Source organism: Methylophaga sp. UBA1464 (assembly GCF_002325665.1).
Lineage (GTDB): Bacteria > Pseudomonadota > Gammaproteobacteria > Nitrosococcales > Methylophagaceae > Methylophaga.
Window position 1 is genome coordinate 1,466 of sequence record NZ_DCSO01000058.1, and the last position, 13,096, is coordinate 14,561.

At 48.3% G+C, this 13,096-nt stretch carries 18 protein-coding genes; 9 read left to right on the top strand and 9 right to left on the bottom strand.

What is annotated here, in order from left to right; all coding sequences use genetic code 11:
- Positions 1 to 539 (bottom strand): DNA translocase FtsK 4TM domain-containing protein (locus tag B3O33_RS07105; protein WP_292363284.1); only part of this gene is annotated, 539 nt, incomplete at its 3' end.
- Between the two features lie 117 nt (positions 540 to 656).
- Here B3O33_RS07105 and aat point away from each other — a divergent pair.
- From aat to infA, 3 genes are all read left to right on the top strand, one after another.
- Complete coding sequence (aat, locus tag B3O33_RS07110; RefSeq protein WP_159341577.1) at positions 657 to 1,409, top strand: leucyl/phenylalanyl-tRNA--protein transferase; 753 nt, start codon at positions 657 to 659, stop codon at positions 1,407 to 1,409.
- Positions 1,410 to 1,437: 28 nt separating this feature from the next.
- The gene (locus B3O33_RS07115) at positions 1,438 to 2,172 is read left to right on the top strand and encodes an arginyltransferase (RefSeq protein WP_159341576.1); all 735 of its coding nucleotides are present in this window, start codon (positions 1,438 to 1,440) and stop codon (positions 2,170 to 2,172) included.
- A 138-nt stretch (positions 2,173 to 2,310) separates the two neighbouring features.
- Positions 2,311 to 2,529 (top strand): translation initiation factor IF-1, encoded by a 219-nt coding sequence (gene infA, locus B3O33_RS07120; RefSeq protein WP_292363285.1) that lies wholly within the window; start codon positions 2,311 to 2,313, stop codon positions 2,527 to 2,529.
- A gap of 49 nt (positions 2,530 to 2,578) precedes the next feature.
- Here the strand turns inward: infA and B3O33_RS07125 are convergent, their stop codons facing one another.
- Positions 2,579 to 3,064, bottom strand: coding sequence for a disulfide bond formation protein B (locus B3O33_RS07125; RefSeq protein WP_292361618.1), 486 nt, complete (start codon positions 3,062 to 3,064; stop codon positions 2,579 to 2,581).
- 70 nt (positions 3,065 to 3,134) lie between these two features.
- Here B3O33_RS07125 and B3O33_RS07130 point away from each other — a divergent pair, with 70 nt between their 5' ends.
- On the top strand, positions 3,135 to 3,647 hold the full coding sequence (locus tag B3O33_RS07130) for a zinc ribbon-containing protein (RefSeq protein ID WP_292361617.1): 513 nt from the start codon (positions 3,135 to 3,137) through the stop codon (positions 3,645 to 3,647).
- A 3-nt stretch (positions 3,648 to 3,650) separates the two neighbouring features.
- On the opposite strand, the gene B3O33_RS07135 is transcribed toward B3O33_RS07130, so the two are convergent.
- Genes B3O33_RS07135 through B3O33_RS07150 form a run of 4 tightly spaced genes read right to left on the bottom strand, consistent with a single transcriptional unit; the run spans position 3,651 to position 6,796 of the window.
- A complete protein-coding gene (locus B3O33_RS07135) occupies positions 3,651 to 4,829 on the bottom strand; it encodes a cupin domain-containing protein (protein ID WP_292361616.1) in 1,179 nt (392 codons plus the stop codon).
- On the bottom strand, positions 4,826 to 5,425 hold the full coding sequence (locus tag B3O33_RS07140; RefSeq protein WP_292361615.1) for a histidine phosphatase family protein: 600 nt from the start codon (positions 5,423 to 5,425) through the stop codon (positions 4,826 to 4,828). Before B3O33_RS07140 ends, B3O33_RS07135 begins: the two co-directional genes overlap by 4 nt.
- Positions 5,426 to 5,430: 5 nt before the next feature.
- On the bottom strand, positions 5,431 to 5,871 hold the full coding sequence (locus tag B3O33_RS07145; RefSeq protein ID WP_292361614.1) for an NfeD family protein: 441 nt from the start codon (positions 5,869 to 5,871) through the stop codon (positions 5,431 to 5,433).
- Between the two features lies 1 nt (position 5,872).
- The gene (locus tag B3O33_RS07150) at positions 5,873 to 6,796 is read right to left on the bottom strand and encodes an SPFH domain-containing protein (protein ID WP_292361613.1); all 924 of its coding nucleotides are present in this window, start codon (positions 6,794 to 6,796) and stop codon (positions 5,873 to 5,875) included.
- A gap of 154 nt (positions 6,797 to 6,950) precedes the next feature.
- On the opposite strand from B3O33_RS07150, the gene B3O33_RS07155 reads away from it, so the two are divergent.
- Positions 6,951 to 7,586, top strand: a complete 636-nt coding sequence (locus tag B3O33_RS07155; protein WP_292361612.1) for a CsiV family protein — start codon at positions 6,951 to 6,953, stop codon at positions 7,584 to 7,586.
- On the opposite strand, the gene B3O33_RS07160 is transcribed toward B3O33_RS07155, so the two are convergent.
- Positions 7,570 to 8,304: an S-methyl-5'-thioinosine phosphorylase gene (locus B3O33_RS07160; protein ID WP_292361611.1), complete on the bottom strand. Its 735-nt coding sequence runs from the start codon at positions 8,302 to 8,304 to the stop codon at positions 7,570 to 7,572. The two genes, B3O33_RS07155 and B3O33_RS07160, sit on opposite strands and share 17 nt — an antisense overlap.
- Positions 8,301 to 8,837, bottom strand: a complete 537-nt coding sequence (locus B3O33_RS07165; RefSeq protein WP_292361610.1) for a hypoxanthine-guanine phosphoribosyltransferase — start codon at positions 8,835 to 8,837, stop codon at positions 8,301 to 8,303. The genes B3O33_RS07160 and B3O33_RS07165 overlap by 4 nt, the downstream gene beginning before the upstream one ends.
- Positions 8,838 to 8,904: 67 nt before the next feature.
- Between B3O33_RS07165 and B3O33_RS07170 the strand changes: the two genes are divergently transcribed.
- The 3 genes from B3O33_RS07170 to B3O33_RS07180 are packed head-to-tail and all read left to right on the top strand — an operon-like array spanning position 8,905 to position 11,541.
- Positions 8,905 to 9,816, top strand: coding sequence for an ABC transporter substrate-binding protein (locus B3O33_RS07170; RefSeq protein WP_292361609.1), 912 nt, complete (start codon positions 8,905 to 8,907; stop codon positions 9,814 to 9,816).
- On the top strand, positions 9,809 to 10,582 hold the full coding sequence (locus B3O33_RS07175; protein WP_292361608.1) for an ABC transporter ATP-binding protein: 774 nt from the start codon (positions 9,809 to 9,811) through the stop codon (positions 10,580 to 10,582). The genes B3O33_RS07170 and B3O33_RS07175 overlap by 8 nt, the downstream gene beginning before the upstream one ends.
- Positions 10,579 to 11,541, top strand: coding sequence for a FecCD family ABC transporter permease (locus tag B3O33_RS07180; protein ID WP_292361607.1), 963 nt, complete (start codon positions 10,579 to 10,581; stop codon positions 11,539 to 11,541). Before B3O33_RS07175 ends, B3O33_RS07180 begins: the two co-directional genes overlap by 4 nt.
- 191 nt (positions 11,542 to 11,732) lie before the next feature.
- Here the strand turns inward: B3O33_RS07180 and B3O33_RS07185 are convergent, their stop codons facing one another.
- Positions 11,733 to 12,146 (bottom strand): hypothetical protein, encoded by a 414-nt coding sequence (locus B3O33_RS07185; protein ID WP_292361606.1) that lies wholly within the window; start codon positions 12,144 to 12,146, stop codon positions 11,733 to 11,735.
- Between the two features lie 130 nt (positions 12,147 to 12,276).
- On the opposite strand from B3O33_RS07185, the gene B3O33_RS07190 reads away from it, so the two are divergent.
- The coding region (locus B3O33_RS07190; RefSeq protein ID WP_292363286.1) for a rhodanese-related sulfurtransferase at positions 12,277 to 13,096 on the top strand (820 nt) is incomplete at its 3' end.

Here is a 13,096-nt window from a genome sequence, read left to right on the forward strand (position 1 = left end):
AAACCCACGAGCCCCTCTCCCAGGATACCGCCGGAGGCATAGGGCAAAATGCTATCGGGGTGATAAAAGTGCAAGGCGCCCAACATGGTCGTGCCGAACATCAGCAGCACAAGGCCGCCCGCCCGCACGGCAATCGCCACGGGGTCTAATTCGAAGCGCACCTGGCGTGAGCGCATTAGCCACCAGGCGGCGTAACCAAACATGCCCGGCCACCAGAGCGCGCTCGCTCCGAGCAGCGAATAAAGCACATCGGCCAGCCAAGCTCCGACCGGCCCCATCCAATTGCGCACCTCGGTTTCCGGACCTTGATACGACCAGCCAGGGTCGGCAGGGTGATAACTAAACAGCGCTAATAACAAGAAGACGCACAGCGCCAGCATGACGACCACCACCCCTTCACGGGCGGAGCCCTGCAGGCGCAGGCCAAAACGGCGCGCCTTGTCCTTCGCGGCATTGACCCGCGTCGATGATTGAGAACTCGATGGTGACTGACGCGACTGCCGCTGCGTTCGCTTGTCTACCGCCTTATTTACTTTCAAGCGATTCTCCCTTTACACCACACGGTGTCTTTAATCCACTTGCGAGTTTGCATCATACCGAGCATCCTTCCGCCGTCACAGCGCTTCGACGGACGCCACTAGCAACAGGAGCAAGCGATGCTACCTTGGCTCTCATCGCCACACCCCACTTTTCCTTCCACCGAGCGGGCGTTGGATAACCCTAACGGCCTGCTGGCTGCCGGTGGAGAGCTTACACCAGCCTGGCTGGTAGACGCTTACCGAAAAGGGATATTTCCTTGGTATAGCGACGATGACCCCATTTTATGGTGGAGCCCAGATCCGCGCATGATCCTGTTGCCTGCACAGTTTAAACGACGCCGCAGCCTAGCTAAACGGCTGCGACATGGTGGCTTTCACGTGACGCTGAATCAACACTTCACGCAAGTGATCGAAGGCTGCGCCGCCCCGCGCAAAGACGCGCCTGGCACCTGGATCCATCCAGAGATGCGCCACGCCTACCAGCGCCTACATGCGTTGGGCATTGCCCACAGCGTCGAAGTCCACCACGGCGGCCAGTTGGTGGGCGGGCTCTATGGCTTGGCGATGGGGCCAGTATTTTTCGGCGAGTCGATGTTTTCACGCCAGCCCGACGCCTCTAAAATTGCTTTGGCCCATTTGGCAAGCGCCATGCACACCCATGGCGGCAAGCTGATCGACTGCCAAATGCACACGCCGCACCTGGCCAGCCTGGGCGCAACGACAGTCGCCCGCAGTACGTTCATCAACTATCTTGAAGAGTGGTTGCCAGACAAAGCATTTTGCTTGGCCAGCGCTGCGGATCAAGTGCCGAGCGTCCCCGACTCGCCGTGGCTCGCCGCGATTGCATCAGGCACCGCAGCAACAGAGTGACTGCCGTTCATGACCAAGGAGGCAAGCCGTGAGTAGTAACGCTCCTCGCCGCCCCGTGCGGGATTTGCGCTTCTTCCTAACCGTTCCTCATGCCTGCAGCTATCTGCCAGGCAAAGAGGCAACCACGCTGTTTCTCGACCCTCAGGAGTCGCCCGTGCCTGGGGTGTACGATTCGTTGTCGCTACTGGGCTTTCGACGCAGCGGACGCCACTTATACCGCCCCCACTGCGAGGGATGCAACGCTTGTCGATCGGTGCGGATTCCGGTCAATGACTTCCGCGCCAATCGCACCCAGCGAAAAGTCTGGCGGCGCAACGCCGATATCGAGACGCGCGTCATCCCAGCGCGTTTCGATGCAGCGCACTATGCCCTCTACGCCGACTATATTCGACAGCGACACGCCGACGGCGACATGTTTCCGCCTAGCCGCGATCAATATCGAACGTTCTTGACGCTAGAAGAGCCGTATGCGCATCTGCTGGAAATGTACCTGGAAGGCGAGTTGGTAGCGGTGGCAGCCTTCGATCAGCTCGAGCACGGGCTATCGGCCATTTATACGTTTTTCAAAGTGGACGAAGCCCTGGAGAGGCGCTCCTTTGGCACCTTGGCGATTTTAAAGCTGATCGAACTGTGCCAAGAGAAACGGTTGCCGCATCTTTATCTCGGTTACTGGATCGAAGAGTGCCGCAAGATGCGTTACAAGCAGGCGTTTTCGCCTATCGAGCTGCTGGACGGGCGTCATTGGCGACCGTTGATGCGCTAATCTGGCCAGCTTTTTTGCCTTGACGGCAGGCTTACGGCACAATATAGCGCTGTTTCTTAGGCGTGCTGGTTTGTGTCGACGCCGTCGGAAACACTCATTCGACTATCCACGATGTAAAATAAGTGAGGATCTGCCTATATGGCACGCGAAGATCATATTGAAATGGAAGGCGTTATTGTTGATACCCTTCCCAACACCATGTTCCGGGTTGAGCTGGAAAACGGTCACGTTGTGACCGCTCACATCTCTGGCAAAATGCGTAAAAACTATATCCGCATTCTTACCGGAGACAAGGTGACTGTTCAGCTGACTCCCTACGATTTAAGCAAAGGCCGCATCGTCTATCGCGCCCGTTAATCGCTTAAGCTATCAATTCTCTTTACTAGTTTTGTTGTTCAATTACGTTTTAATGCTGTCGCCAGGCAGCAGCAATTGCCAAAACTAACATTCCCACAAAGGCCAGCAGCGTCCACGCAGGTATACTGAGGTTCAGGAATGTCCATGACACTTCCGCGCATTCTCCTGAGCCTCTTAACACTAAAGACAATGCGTCGGACAAGGGAAAGTTTTCCATAATAAAGCCCATTCCCGGGCCACAGCTTGGTACCTGATCGGCAGGCAGGTTTTGTAACCAGACATGTCGCGCAGAAATTGCCGCCCCCAGTATCGCCGAGAAACTAATTAGCCCTGCATAAACTTTAATCCCTTTTTTTGCCGGATTATGGATTGCTGCTACCAGAAAAAATATCCCCGTTATTAACACCATGACACGTTGCAGAATACATAATGGGCAAGGTTCTAATTCAAGTACATGCTGCATATAAACAGATGCCAGCAATAAACTCAGACAAAATAAAAACCCGCCAAACAAAAGCTTGCGTGCAGTGCTCAAAACGGTTTCCTCCGTTGGATTAATTTGTGCTAAGTTAACTTAAAAACCGCAGCAGATAAAGGGTTAAGTCATGTCAGATAATAACTTCGAAGAAAAGTTCACAGCGGCCTATGACAAAATGATGGAACGCATTCATCATTTTTTTGATGATGCCGAAAAAAATGCAGTTCCCACTCTCAAACAACGTATTGAGCTGGCGAAGCTAAGAGCCATTGAGCTGCGGGAAATAACGGCAGAAGAAGCCGATAAAATTGCTTATTATGTCGAGCGTGATTTGCAGGATGCCGCGAATTATCTGGAAACCACAGGGAAAGAATTTTCCACCTGGTTCAATTTTGATTTACAACTGGTTGAAGACCGGCTTTATGAATTATTTGCCTCTGTTGCCGACCGGACCCGGCTTGAACTTGGTCAATTAGCGAATCAGGCGCAGATGGCTCAGCAATATCACACCGGCGAAATTACCGGCATAGGCTCTCTGGTTTGCGATTCCTGTGGTTCAGAAATGCATTTTAAAAAAACCGGACGCATTCCACCGTGCCCAAAATGTCACCATACTGAATTCAAGCGCCATTCAAAATAAGTTTTAGACAAACTCTTCCGGCCAATAGAAGGCACCTTCGGCAATCAGTTCACAACAGACATCGGCTAATACAGGATATTTGCGTAAACACTGCCAGTCCTGATGATTAAGCTGGGCTTTAGTGGTGAACCAAGAGAGATGTTCTGCAGCGGCAAGTTCAACGCAATAGGCTTCCCCGGCTACAAATAAATACGCCTTGGCAGAGTCTTTATGCCAGGCAAAGCGAATATACACATTGCGTTGTAAATATTCGCCGTTATTAAATCGTTTCTCCAACTCATCGAGCTTAGGTTTATCGGTGATAAATTCGTCGGCCAAAACCTCTAAAGTTGATTTTGTCTCGGTGACCAGCCGCCCAACAGCTAATGACATCAACCCGGTATTTTCATTTATGGTGTCCAGCAATAATTTCTGAAACCGCTGTATTGCGTTAGCATCAATCTCCGTTGCTGAAAACGTTACGTTTATATCAGCATCGGCGTAGAGTCGCTCGGCAATATCCTGCTCCTGCAGTGTGTGACTGAAAGCATCAAGCAACTGTAACTGCGATGGGGCTCTAAAACCTACCGAAAACGTCAAACATGGATTTAATGCCACACCATGATGCGCATAATGAGGCGGTAAATAAAGCATATCACCCGGTTGCAAATCCCATTGTTGTTCCGCTGAAAACTGCTGCAAAATACGCATATCAGTATCATCTCTGAATATGGCGTTATCTAACGGTTTACCGCTGATTTGCCAGCGTCGCGTCCCCTGTGCCTGTAACAAAAAAACATCATAACTATCGGTATGCGGTCCAACGGATCCCCCTTCCGGTGCATAACTGATCATCACATCATCGTGGCGCCAGTCTGCCAGAAAGTCAAAAGCCGCCAGCAGATTCTGTAACGGTGGATAATGCTTATCCATATCCTGAACCAGCAAAGTCCAGTGCGTTTCGGGTAATGCAGCAAAATCGCTTTCATCGAAAGGGCCATGTTTTAACTGCCAGGGCTTTTCCCCAAACTCCTGAATCAAACGTGACTCAATATCCTCGTCGCCAGCAAAGCTCGCCAAATCATCGGGGGTCAGCTCGCTCACAGGCAGAGGAAAAGCCTGACGAATGACGAATGGTTTTTTTTGCCAGTACTCAGCCAGAAACTGCTGCTGGCTTAAACCGGTATTAAAAAACGCCGTCATAGTTTTCCTGCATGAAACTGTAATTGGGGATAGAGTCTGGGGCCTTCGTTGTAAATAACAATACGGCTAACCGAGGCATAAGGAACCTGGATGCGAAACATGGCTTCCAGAGGCATCGCCAGGACCTGAGTAAGAATCATACGAATAACACCTGAATGGGCAACCAGCAGAATATGTTTGTCAGCATGCTGTTCCAGCAAGGTTTGCCAGGCCTGTTGAATGCGCCGTTGAAAATCGAGCAATGGTTCTGCATTGGCAGGTGTATTACGGATGGGATCTTCATAGAAAGCATAAAATGCCGCTTTATCCTGTTGTTCCAGTTCACTGGCCGTTTTGCCTTCCCAGTCACCAAAACCTATTTCGGTAAATTGTGTATCCAGTTGTAGTGGAATGGCATGCTTAACTTCAAGCTCTTTGGCAAAATCCGCACAACGACTCAATGTCGAACTGACAATTTGCTGCCAGGGTGGATTATCCATGGTGGCAGATCGCATTTGCTGCCAGCCCAACTCACTTAACGGATCATCCAGTTGACCACGATATCGTTTACCGCCCTGGGGTTCACCATGACGTATCAAATCAATCAAAAAAGCCATAATGTTCAGATAATTATTTCAACGTTAAGAATGACGCTATCCACGGAGGTAACCTGAACACGGGTACCTGTCGGGCAATCGGGACCGTGTACCTTCCAGGTCGAATCATCGAGAATGACTTTCCCTTGTCCATTCACAATAGGATGGGTCAGGGTAATAATACGACCGACATGTTGTTCACCACGGCGATTTAACAACGGCTCATCTGTTTTAATCGGATGTTTTACGTAATACCTGCGCCAAAGCACGATGCTGAGCACTGATAACACGGCAAACATCAGCCATTGAAACTGCCATGGAATCTCGGGAAACAGCAGTAATACCAAGCCGGTGATAAACGCCGCAATTCCCATCCATAAAGCAAAAAAACTGGGCAGAATCACTTCCAGTGTAATCAGTACTACAGCCAATACCCACCAATGCCAGAAGTCTACGATAATCGGCATATTACTTCTCTTTACTGATGAAGGCTTCCTTGGCAAGCTCGGTTATACCTGCCAATGACCCTATTACACTGCTCGCTTCCAGTGGCATCATGATGATCTTATGATTATTTGCACTGGCCATATCTTTAAGTGCTTCAATATATTTTTGGGCGACAAAATAATTCACTGCCTGCAAGTCACCTTTGGCAATGGCTTCTGACACCATTGCTGTCGCTTTGGCCTCCGCCTCCGCCAAACGTTCACGCGCCTCCGCATCACGAAAAGCGGCTTCACGGCGCCCTTCAGCATCTAATACCGCGGCTTGCTTTTCCCCTTCTGCGCGCAGAATTTCAGACTGACGATGTCCTTCAGCTTCCAGAATATTGGCGCGCTTAATCCGCTCAGCTTTCATCTGCCGGCCCATAGCTTCAATCAGATCAGCCGGTGGCTCAATATCCTTGATTTCAATACGGGTAACCTTAATTCCCCACGGCGTTGTTGCATCATCCACTACAGTTAATAATCGAGTGTTGATTTCATCGCGTTTGGAGAGCAGTTCATCCAGATCCATTGACCCCATCACTGTCCGCACATTGGTCATGGTTAAGTTCAGAATCGCATTATCCAGTCCACTGACTTCATAAGCCGCTTTTGCGGCATGAATGACCTGATAAAACACCACACCATCAACACGCACCATCGCATTATCCTTGGTGATAATACCCTGAGAAGGTACATCCAGTACCTGTTCCATCATATTGATACGTGCACCCACCTTATCAATCACCGGCACAATCAGATTCAAACCGGGACGTAAGGTTCGGGTATAGCGGCCAAACCGTTCAACCGTAAATTCCCAACCCTGATCAACTGACTTTACGCCCATTAAAATCAGGACGACGGCGAGTACCAGCACGACGATGACAAATAGCGAAAAACCTTCCATTGAGTTTGCTCCATTGTGATTTTTGATGTTCACTGGATGATACCAGCAATGCAGAATATCAGGGGCTATTGATTGTTCATAGCCACCTAGATCTTGGACTTTTTCAGGTTGGCGTTAGACAATAGTCATATTCGTCATTCGGGATCACTTTTCTATGAAATTTATGGGCCTTATTCGCAGCATATTACTTGTCGCTTTAATGAGTTTTGGTGTCGTCGCACAGGCTCAGCAGTGGTATCACGTTGAACTGATTGTATTTGAAGTGCTCAATCCCTCCGACAATGAGCAGTCACCAGTATTTACTCTGCAGGATCCTGCACCATTAAGTGTTGGCATGACGAATAAAGCCATTCAACCGGCTGGAAATAAAAATCTGGGTAATATTGCACAACGTCTTCGCAATTCAGCAGGTTATCGGGTGGTGAGTCATCAATCCTGGCAACAAGCGGTAGGCAACCGTAATCGTGCCCAGGCAGTAGCGATAGAATCTGATCGGGTAAAAGGACAAGTACGTTTCCATATCGCCACCTACCTGCATGCAAATCTGGACTTATGGCTGCAGGATGGTGTCAGATCAGTTGAGAGTGACTCATTCCATACTTTGCATCAACCTCGTTTAGTGGAACTGCGCCGTATTCGCAGTAAACAGGTGCATTATTTTGACCACCCACGGTTTGGGGCGATTTTACAGCTAATTCCAGTATCGACACCGGATCAGGTGTTATCTAATATGACTGGGCCAGAAACCTACTCTCTGCCCTCTGAAGGTGAAGCTACAACAGCGGAATAACACCTTTTAACAGTCGATGTACCTGTACCATAGACTCTTCCATGGTTTCCAGGATTGCTTCAATGGTCAATGGGTGTGAGCTTAAGCCTGCGGCGTGATTTGCCACCACCGCTATGCTGGCATAAGCAATATTCAGCTCTCGCGCCAACACCGCTTCAGGCATGGCCGTCATGCCCACCATATCGGCGCCATCTTTTTTAAATCGGCCAATCTCGGCAGCAGTTTCCAATCTTGGCCCCTGTGTGACCGCATAGCTGCCACCATCGATCACTGACATTTCTTCACTATTGGCAGCCAACTGTATTTGCTGACGCAGTGTTTCATCAAATGGATAGGTGAAATCTATGTGTTTATCTGCCGCAAAATCCTCGCTGGCAAAACTGGACTCCCTGCCCCAGCTGTAATCTATCAGTTGATCCGGTAAGGCAATTACACCCGGTTTGTATTCTTCTGTAATGCCGCCCACTGAAGCAACAGCGAGAATCTGTTCAACACCTAATTGATGCATCGCCCAGATATTCGCCCGATAATTAATCAAATGTGGCGGAATCGTATGGTGTTCTCCATGCCGGGGCAGAAAAGCGACCTCTTTACCCGCAAAAGTACCCACCATTAACGGTGCCGAAGGTTCGCCAAAAGGGGTCGCCCGCTGCATTTGCTCTTGCAGAATCAACCCATCCAGCTGAGATAATCCGCTGCCACCAATCAATCCGATCATGATGCACTCTCCTTAACCGCATAAATACCGGGCGCATTGCGCAGATAGCCTTTGTAATCCATGCCAAACCCAAATACATAGCGATCGGGGATCTGTAAGCCGATATACTCCGGTTGGATGCCATATTTATCAGCATGTTGTTTATCTGCCAACACCACCGCTTTCACCGATATAGCACCACTTTGCTGACAAAATTTACGTAAGGCGGCTAATGTAATGCCTTCGTCGTAAATATCATCGACCAGCAATACATGGCGGCCACTCAGTTCAATGTTTGGTTTTGCTCGCCAGTTCAACTCACCCCCGACTGTTTTATCGCCATAGCGGGTGGCATGTATGTAATCGGTTTCCAGATTAAATTGCAGCTTCGGCAATAGATGTCCCATGGTCATCACAGCACCATTCATCACACAGAGTAATACTGGATTTTTATCAATATAATCCTGATTCAGCCTGGAAGCCAATTGCTCAAGACGTTTATCGATAACCTGCAAAGTAAATAAACACTCTGCTTGCTGCATAATCTGATTCATGCGCTTTACCTAATCTGTATCAACATCAGGCAGTATAATAGGCTGATTTGATTACGGGAAAGCCAAAATGGCTCGTTTTTGGCCGATTCTGGTGTTTATTGCAGTATTTGTTTTTGTCTGGTTGCAGCCTGAAAAACCGCAGCCAGTAAGTAATGTGCCTGCCATATCCAGTCCGCAGCGGATCATCAGCCTGGCCCCCAGTATTACCGAAACCCTGTTTGCCATTGATGCGGGAGACCGGGTGATTGCAGTAACCGACTACTGCCAATATCCCGCCAAAGTAAAAAATCTCCCCAAAGTGGGCGGCTATCTTGATCCAAACCTGGAACAGATTGTTCGTTTACAAACGGATATGGTCATCCTGCTGAAGCGTCAGCATGCGCTGAAAAAGCAACTGCAACAGTTAGGTATTCAAACGTTAAGCATTGACAATTCAAGCCTGGCCGGTATTCGTAACAGCATCCGCGATATTGCTGCCGCATTGGATAAATCGGCTAAGGCTGAAATTTTGCTCAATGATTTTGACCGGCGTCTTGAATCCATTCAGCAAAAAGTTGCGGGGCATCCGCAACCCAACGTGCTACTGGCCATTGCCCACAGTTCAAACACTCATTATCTGGATAAAGTGTATATCGCTGGACAACAGGATTTTTACAATGACTTATTGTCATTTACCGGTGCGAAAAACGTCTATCAAGGCAAACAGCTAAGAGTGCCAGCCTTGTCTACAGAAGGTCTGTTAAGGCTGAATCCGCAAATCATTGTCGATATTTTTCCGGATGCTGGGGTGTATTCCCCCGATATCAGTGAACTGCGCCAGCAATGGCAGCGCCTGGACCAAATTGACGCTGTCCGGAACAATCAATTGCATATTATTCAGGCCGATTATGCGGTGATTCCCGGGCCCAGAATCATTCAACTGGCTGAACAGCTGGCACGGATATTTCATCCACAGCTTGATTGGGACTCGCATGATTAACAGTCAAAAGATATCGGTAAAGATTGGCGATAAAACGCTGATTGAAAGTATCAGCTTTGATATCACGCAAGGCGATTATCTTTGTATTGTGGGCCCTAACGGCTCAGGAAAAAGTACTTTGTTAAAAACCCTGATTGGGATCATGCCAATCCACAGTGGCACAATCACAATTGATAGTCAGACAGTCAGCCAATTCAGCCATAAACAGTTAGCTCAGCGGGTCAGCTATGTACCACAAACCGGCGGCAGTCATCTGACCTTCACTGTTGAAGAGTTTGTCCGAATGGCAAGATACAGCCATCACCATGTATTTTCAGAATGGCAAACCCATGACCATGACATGGTGGAGAATGCCCTTGATATCACCGAATGCCGGCCATTCCGCCATCGCAAAATGTCGACCCTGAGTGGTGGTGAATGCCAGCGGGTCATGATTGCGGCGGCATTGGCACAGGATACGCCCATCATGTTACTGGATGAGCCCACAGCCTTTCTGGATCCGCATCATCAAGTGGCTGTACATCAATTGATCAGCAAACTGAATCAGCAGCATCACAAGACCATTATTGAAGTGACACATGACATTAATCATGCCGCACACCATGCCAGGCATGTTTTGGCATTACTGGGTGGAAAAGGCCTCTGGCATGGTAAGGCAGAAGACTTTCTGGATGCAGCCCGTCTGAAATTACTTTATCAACAGGACTTCTTATTTGTTCAGCATCCGCAGCATAACCGGCTGATTGCTTTGGCGGATGAATCATGAGTATACGGCTTAAACTGATTTTATTAACGCTGTTCACCGCTCTGGTCATGCTGGCCAGCCCCTGGCTGGACTTTTCAGAAGCTGGCTCCGCAGAGATTCAGCAAATGATCATTTATGAACTGCGTATTCCACGGATGTTATTTGGGTTTATCGCCGGCAGTGGTCTGGCGCTTTGTGGCATGGTGTTTCAGGCAATGTTTCGTAATCCTCTGGCCACACCCTTTACCTTGGGCGTCGCCAGTGGTGCATCGCTGGGCGCAGCAATCAGTGTCTATGCTGGCATCAGTTTTACGATATTAGGTTTAACGGCTACCAGCCTCAGTGCATTTGCCGGCGCGTTACTCGCGATAAGTTTTGTCTACAGTATCAGCCGTTTTCGCTTCGGTTTTTCCGGCGAAACCTTATTGTTAACCGGCGTTGCTATCAGTTTTTTCTTTTCCAGCCTGATTCTGTTTATTCAATATCTCAGCAATGTCGCCGATTCATTTCAAATTATTCGCTGGTTAATGGGCAGTTTAACGGTGGTGGGGTATCAGGAACTGAGACAACTATTGCCTTTTGTCGGCCTGACGGCAATAGTGATTATTTATCTGAGCCGCGAATTGAATCTGCTGATGGCCGGCGATGAAATCGCCTCCAGTCGAGGTGTTTCGGTGAAATATGTCCGTTACGCTTTATTTTTTGTTACCTCATTGTGCGTGGGCGCTATCGTGGCCTTATGTGGTCCTATTGGCTTTGTTGGTATGATGGTGCCACATATCTGCAGATTGATAATCGGTGAAGATCACCGTTATCTGATACCGGCAACTTTATTGTTTGGCGGCAGTTTTCTGGTGATTTGCGATACCCTCGCCAGATTAATCATTGCCCCTGCAGAATTGCCCGTTGGCGTTATTACCACGTTACTTGGCGGGCCGTTTTTCTTATGGTTGCTAATGCGCTATAAATCGCGGCATTAATACACATAATGCATAGCTTAAGGGTTGAGGCGCACCTTATGCTGAAACAACTACTTTTCGTTCACAAAATATCACTGCTTCTAATAAATATGGCACTGACGCAATTCGGCAAAAATCTTTTAAAAGAAATGGGATCCCGGGTTGTATAGCCATTAACCAAAACGGTGATGGCAATGAAAGAGCAACAGCAGCTAACCCTCGGCAATTTCCTGCATTAACATTTGTGCCTGTTCATAAAAGAGCTGCATCTGTTTTTTATATTGCTCGCTGAATTGTTGATGATGCAGTTGCATTTTATGGTGCAGCTTACGCAATTTATCGTGAAATGCCCGTTGCTTTTCCAGATCAATATAACTGTCACAGCTAGTCATGCACTGAGGGTCAAGTCCGCATTCATAACGGTTTATGGTTTCTTCATGTTGCATGATTAATTCAATATGTTGATCCAGTTTGGCGGTATGTTCAGGTAAACTTCGTTCCAGTTTATGCAGAACAGCGATTAGTCTTTGAGTATGATGGGTCCATGAATCGGCATCGGCCAACCAGCGAAGATGATCAGCGCGCCACTGTTCACTTTCTTGTTTGAGTTGTTGCAATTCATCCATTTCACACCTCAATGGGTTGATTGGTAAAATTATTTACTGCTTGCTAAGGCTTGCTGTCAAGTCAGCATACACGGCCTGACAATTTCCCTGTAAAATGTAGGGTCTATTTACTCGTTACGGAATACCAACTATGGCTCAAACTGTGGTCTGCGCACTCTATGAATTTGTGACATTAGAGGATTATCCTGCGCTCAAGCCATCGTTACTCAAATTCATGCTGGATCATGAGGTGCGCGGCACCCTATTGCTGGCACAGGAGGGTATCAATGGCACTGTCGCCGGCTCGCGAAAAGCGATTGATGCCTTACTGGATTATCTGCGGGCCGATTCCAGACTTAAAGATCTGAGTTACAAAGAGTCGTATACCGATACGCCACCATTTTTGCGCAGTCGGGTAAAATTAAAACGTGAAATCGTCACCATGGGTGTGGAAGGCATTGATCCGAAACAGTCGGTAGGCACCTATATCAAACCCAAAGAATGGAATCAGTTGATCAGCGATCCGGACGTCCTGCTGGTCGATACACGTAATGACTATGAAGTGCAGGTCGGTACCTTTAAAAATGCGGTAAACCCGCACACTGAAAGCTTCCGCGAGTTTCCGGAATATGTAAAACAGCATCTGGATCCGCAAAAACATAAAAAAGTTGCGATGTTCTGCACGGGTGGTATTCGTTGTGAGAAATCCACTGCCTATTTGAAAGAACAGGGTTTTGAAGAGGTCTATCATCTTGAAGGTGGCATCCTCAAATATCTGGAAGATGTGCCTGAACAGGAATCACTTTGGGAAGGTGAATGTTTTGTGTTTGATGAACGCGTTACCGTCAATCATAGTCTTGAAAAAGGCGAATACGATCAATGCCATGCCTGTCGGCTACCGATCACTGAAGAAGACAAACTAAGTGAAAAATACCAGCGCGGTGTGTCCTGCCCGCATTGCTTTGATAAAA

Coding starts and splice junctions, on each gene's coding strand:
- B3O33_RS07170 (WP_292361609.1), top strand. CDS start 8,905: ATGGCTCGTTTTTGGCCGATTCTGGTGTTTATTGCAGTATTTGTTTTT.
- infA (WP_292363285.1), top strand. CDS start 2,311: ATGGCACGCGAAGATCATATTGAAATGGAAGGCGTTATTGTTGATACC.
- B3O33_RS07130 (WP_292361617.1), top strand. CDS start 3,135: ATGTCAGATAATAACTTCGAAGAAAAGTTCACAGCGGCCTATGACAAA.
- B3O33_RS07175 (WP_292361608.1), top strand. CDS start 9,809: ATGATTAACAGTCAAAAGATATCGGTAAAGATTGGCGATAAAACGCTG.
- B3O33_RS07185 (WP_292361606.1), bottom strand. CDS start 12,146: ATGGATGAATTGCAACAACTCAAACAAGAAAGTGAACAGTGGCGCGCT.
- B3O33_RS07145 (WP_292361614.1), bottom strand. CDS start 5,871: ATGCCGATTATCGTAGACTTCTGGCATTGGTGGGTATTGGCTGTAGTA.
- B3O33_RS07155 (WP_292361612.1), top strand. CDS start 6,951: ATGAAATTTATGGGCCTTATTCGCAGCATATTACTTGTCGCTTTAATG.
- aat (WP_159341577.1), top strand. CDS start 657: ATGCTACCTTGGCTCTCATCGCCACACCCCACTTTTCCTTCCACCGAG.
- B3O33_RS07150 (WP_292361613.1), bottom strand. CDS start 6,796: ATGGAAGGTTTTTCGCTATTTGTCATCGTCGTGCTGGTACTCGCCGTC.
- B3O33_RS07140 (WP_292361615.1), bottom strand. CDS start 5,425: ATGGCTTTTTTGATTGATTTGATACGTCATGGTGAACCCCAGGGCGGT.
- B3O33_RS07135 (WP_292361616.1), bottom strand. CDS start 4,829: ATGACGGCGTTTTTTAATACCGGTTTAAGCCAGCAGCAGTTTCTGGCT.
- B3O33_RS07160 (WP_292361611.1), bottom strand. CDS start 8,304: ATGATCGGATTGATTGGTGGCAGCGGATTATCTCAGCTGGATGGGTTG.
- B3O33_RS07180 (WP_292361607.1), top strand. CDS start 10,579: ATGAGTATACGGCTTAAACTGATTTTATTAACGCTGTTCACCGCTCTG.
- B3O33_RS07165 (WP_292361610.1), bottom strand. CDS start 8,837: ATGAATCAGATTATGCAGCAAGCAGAGTGTTTATTTACTTTGCAGGTT.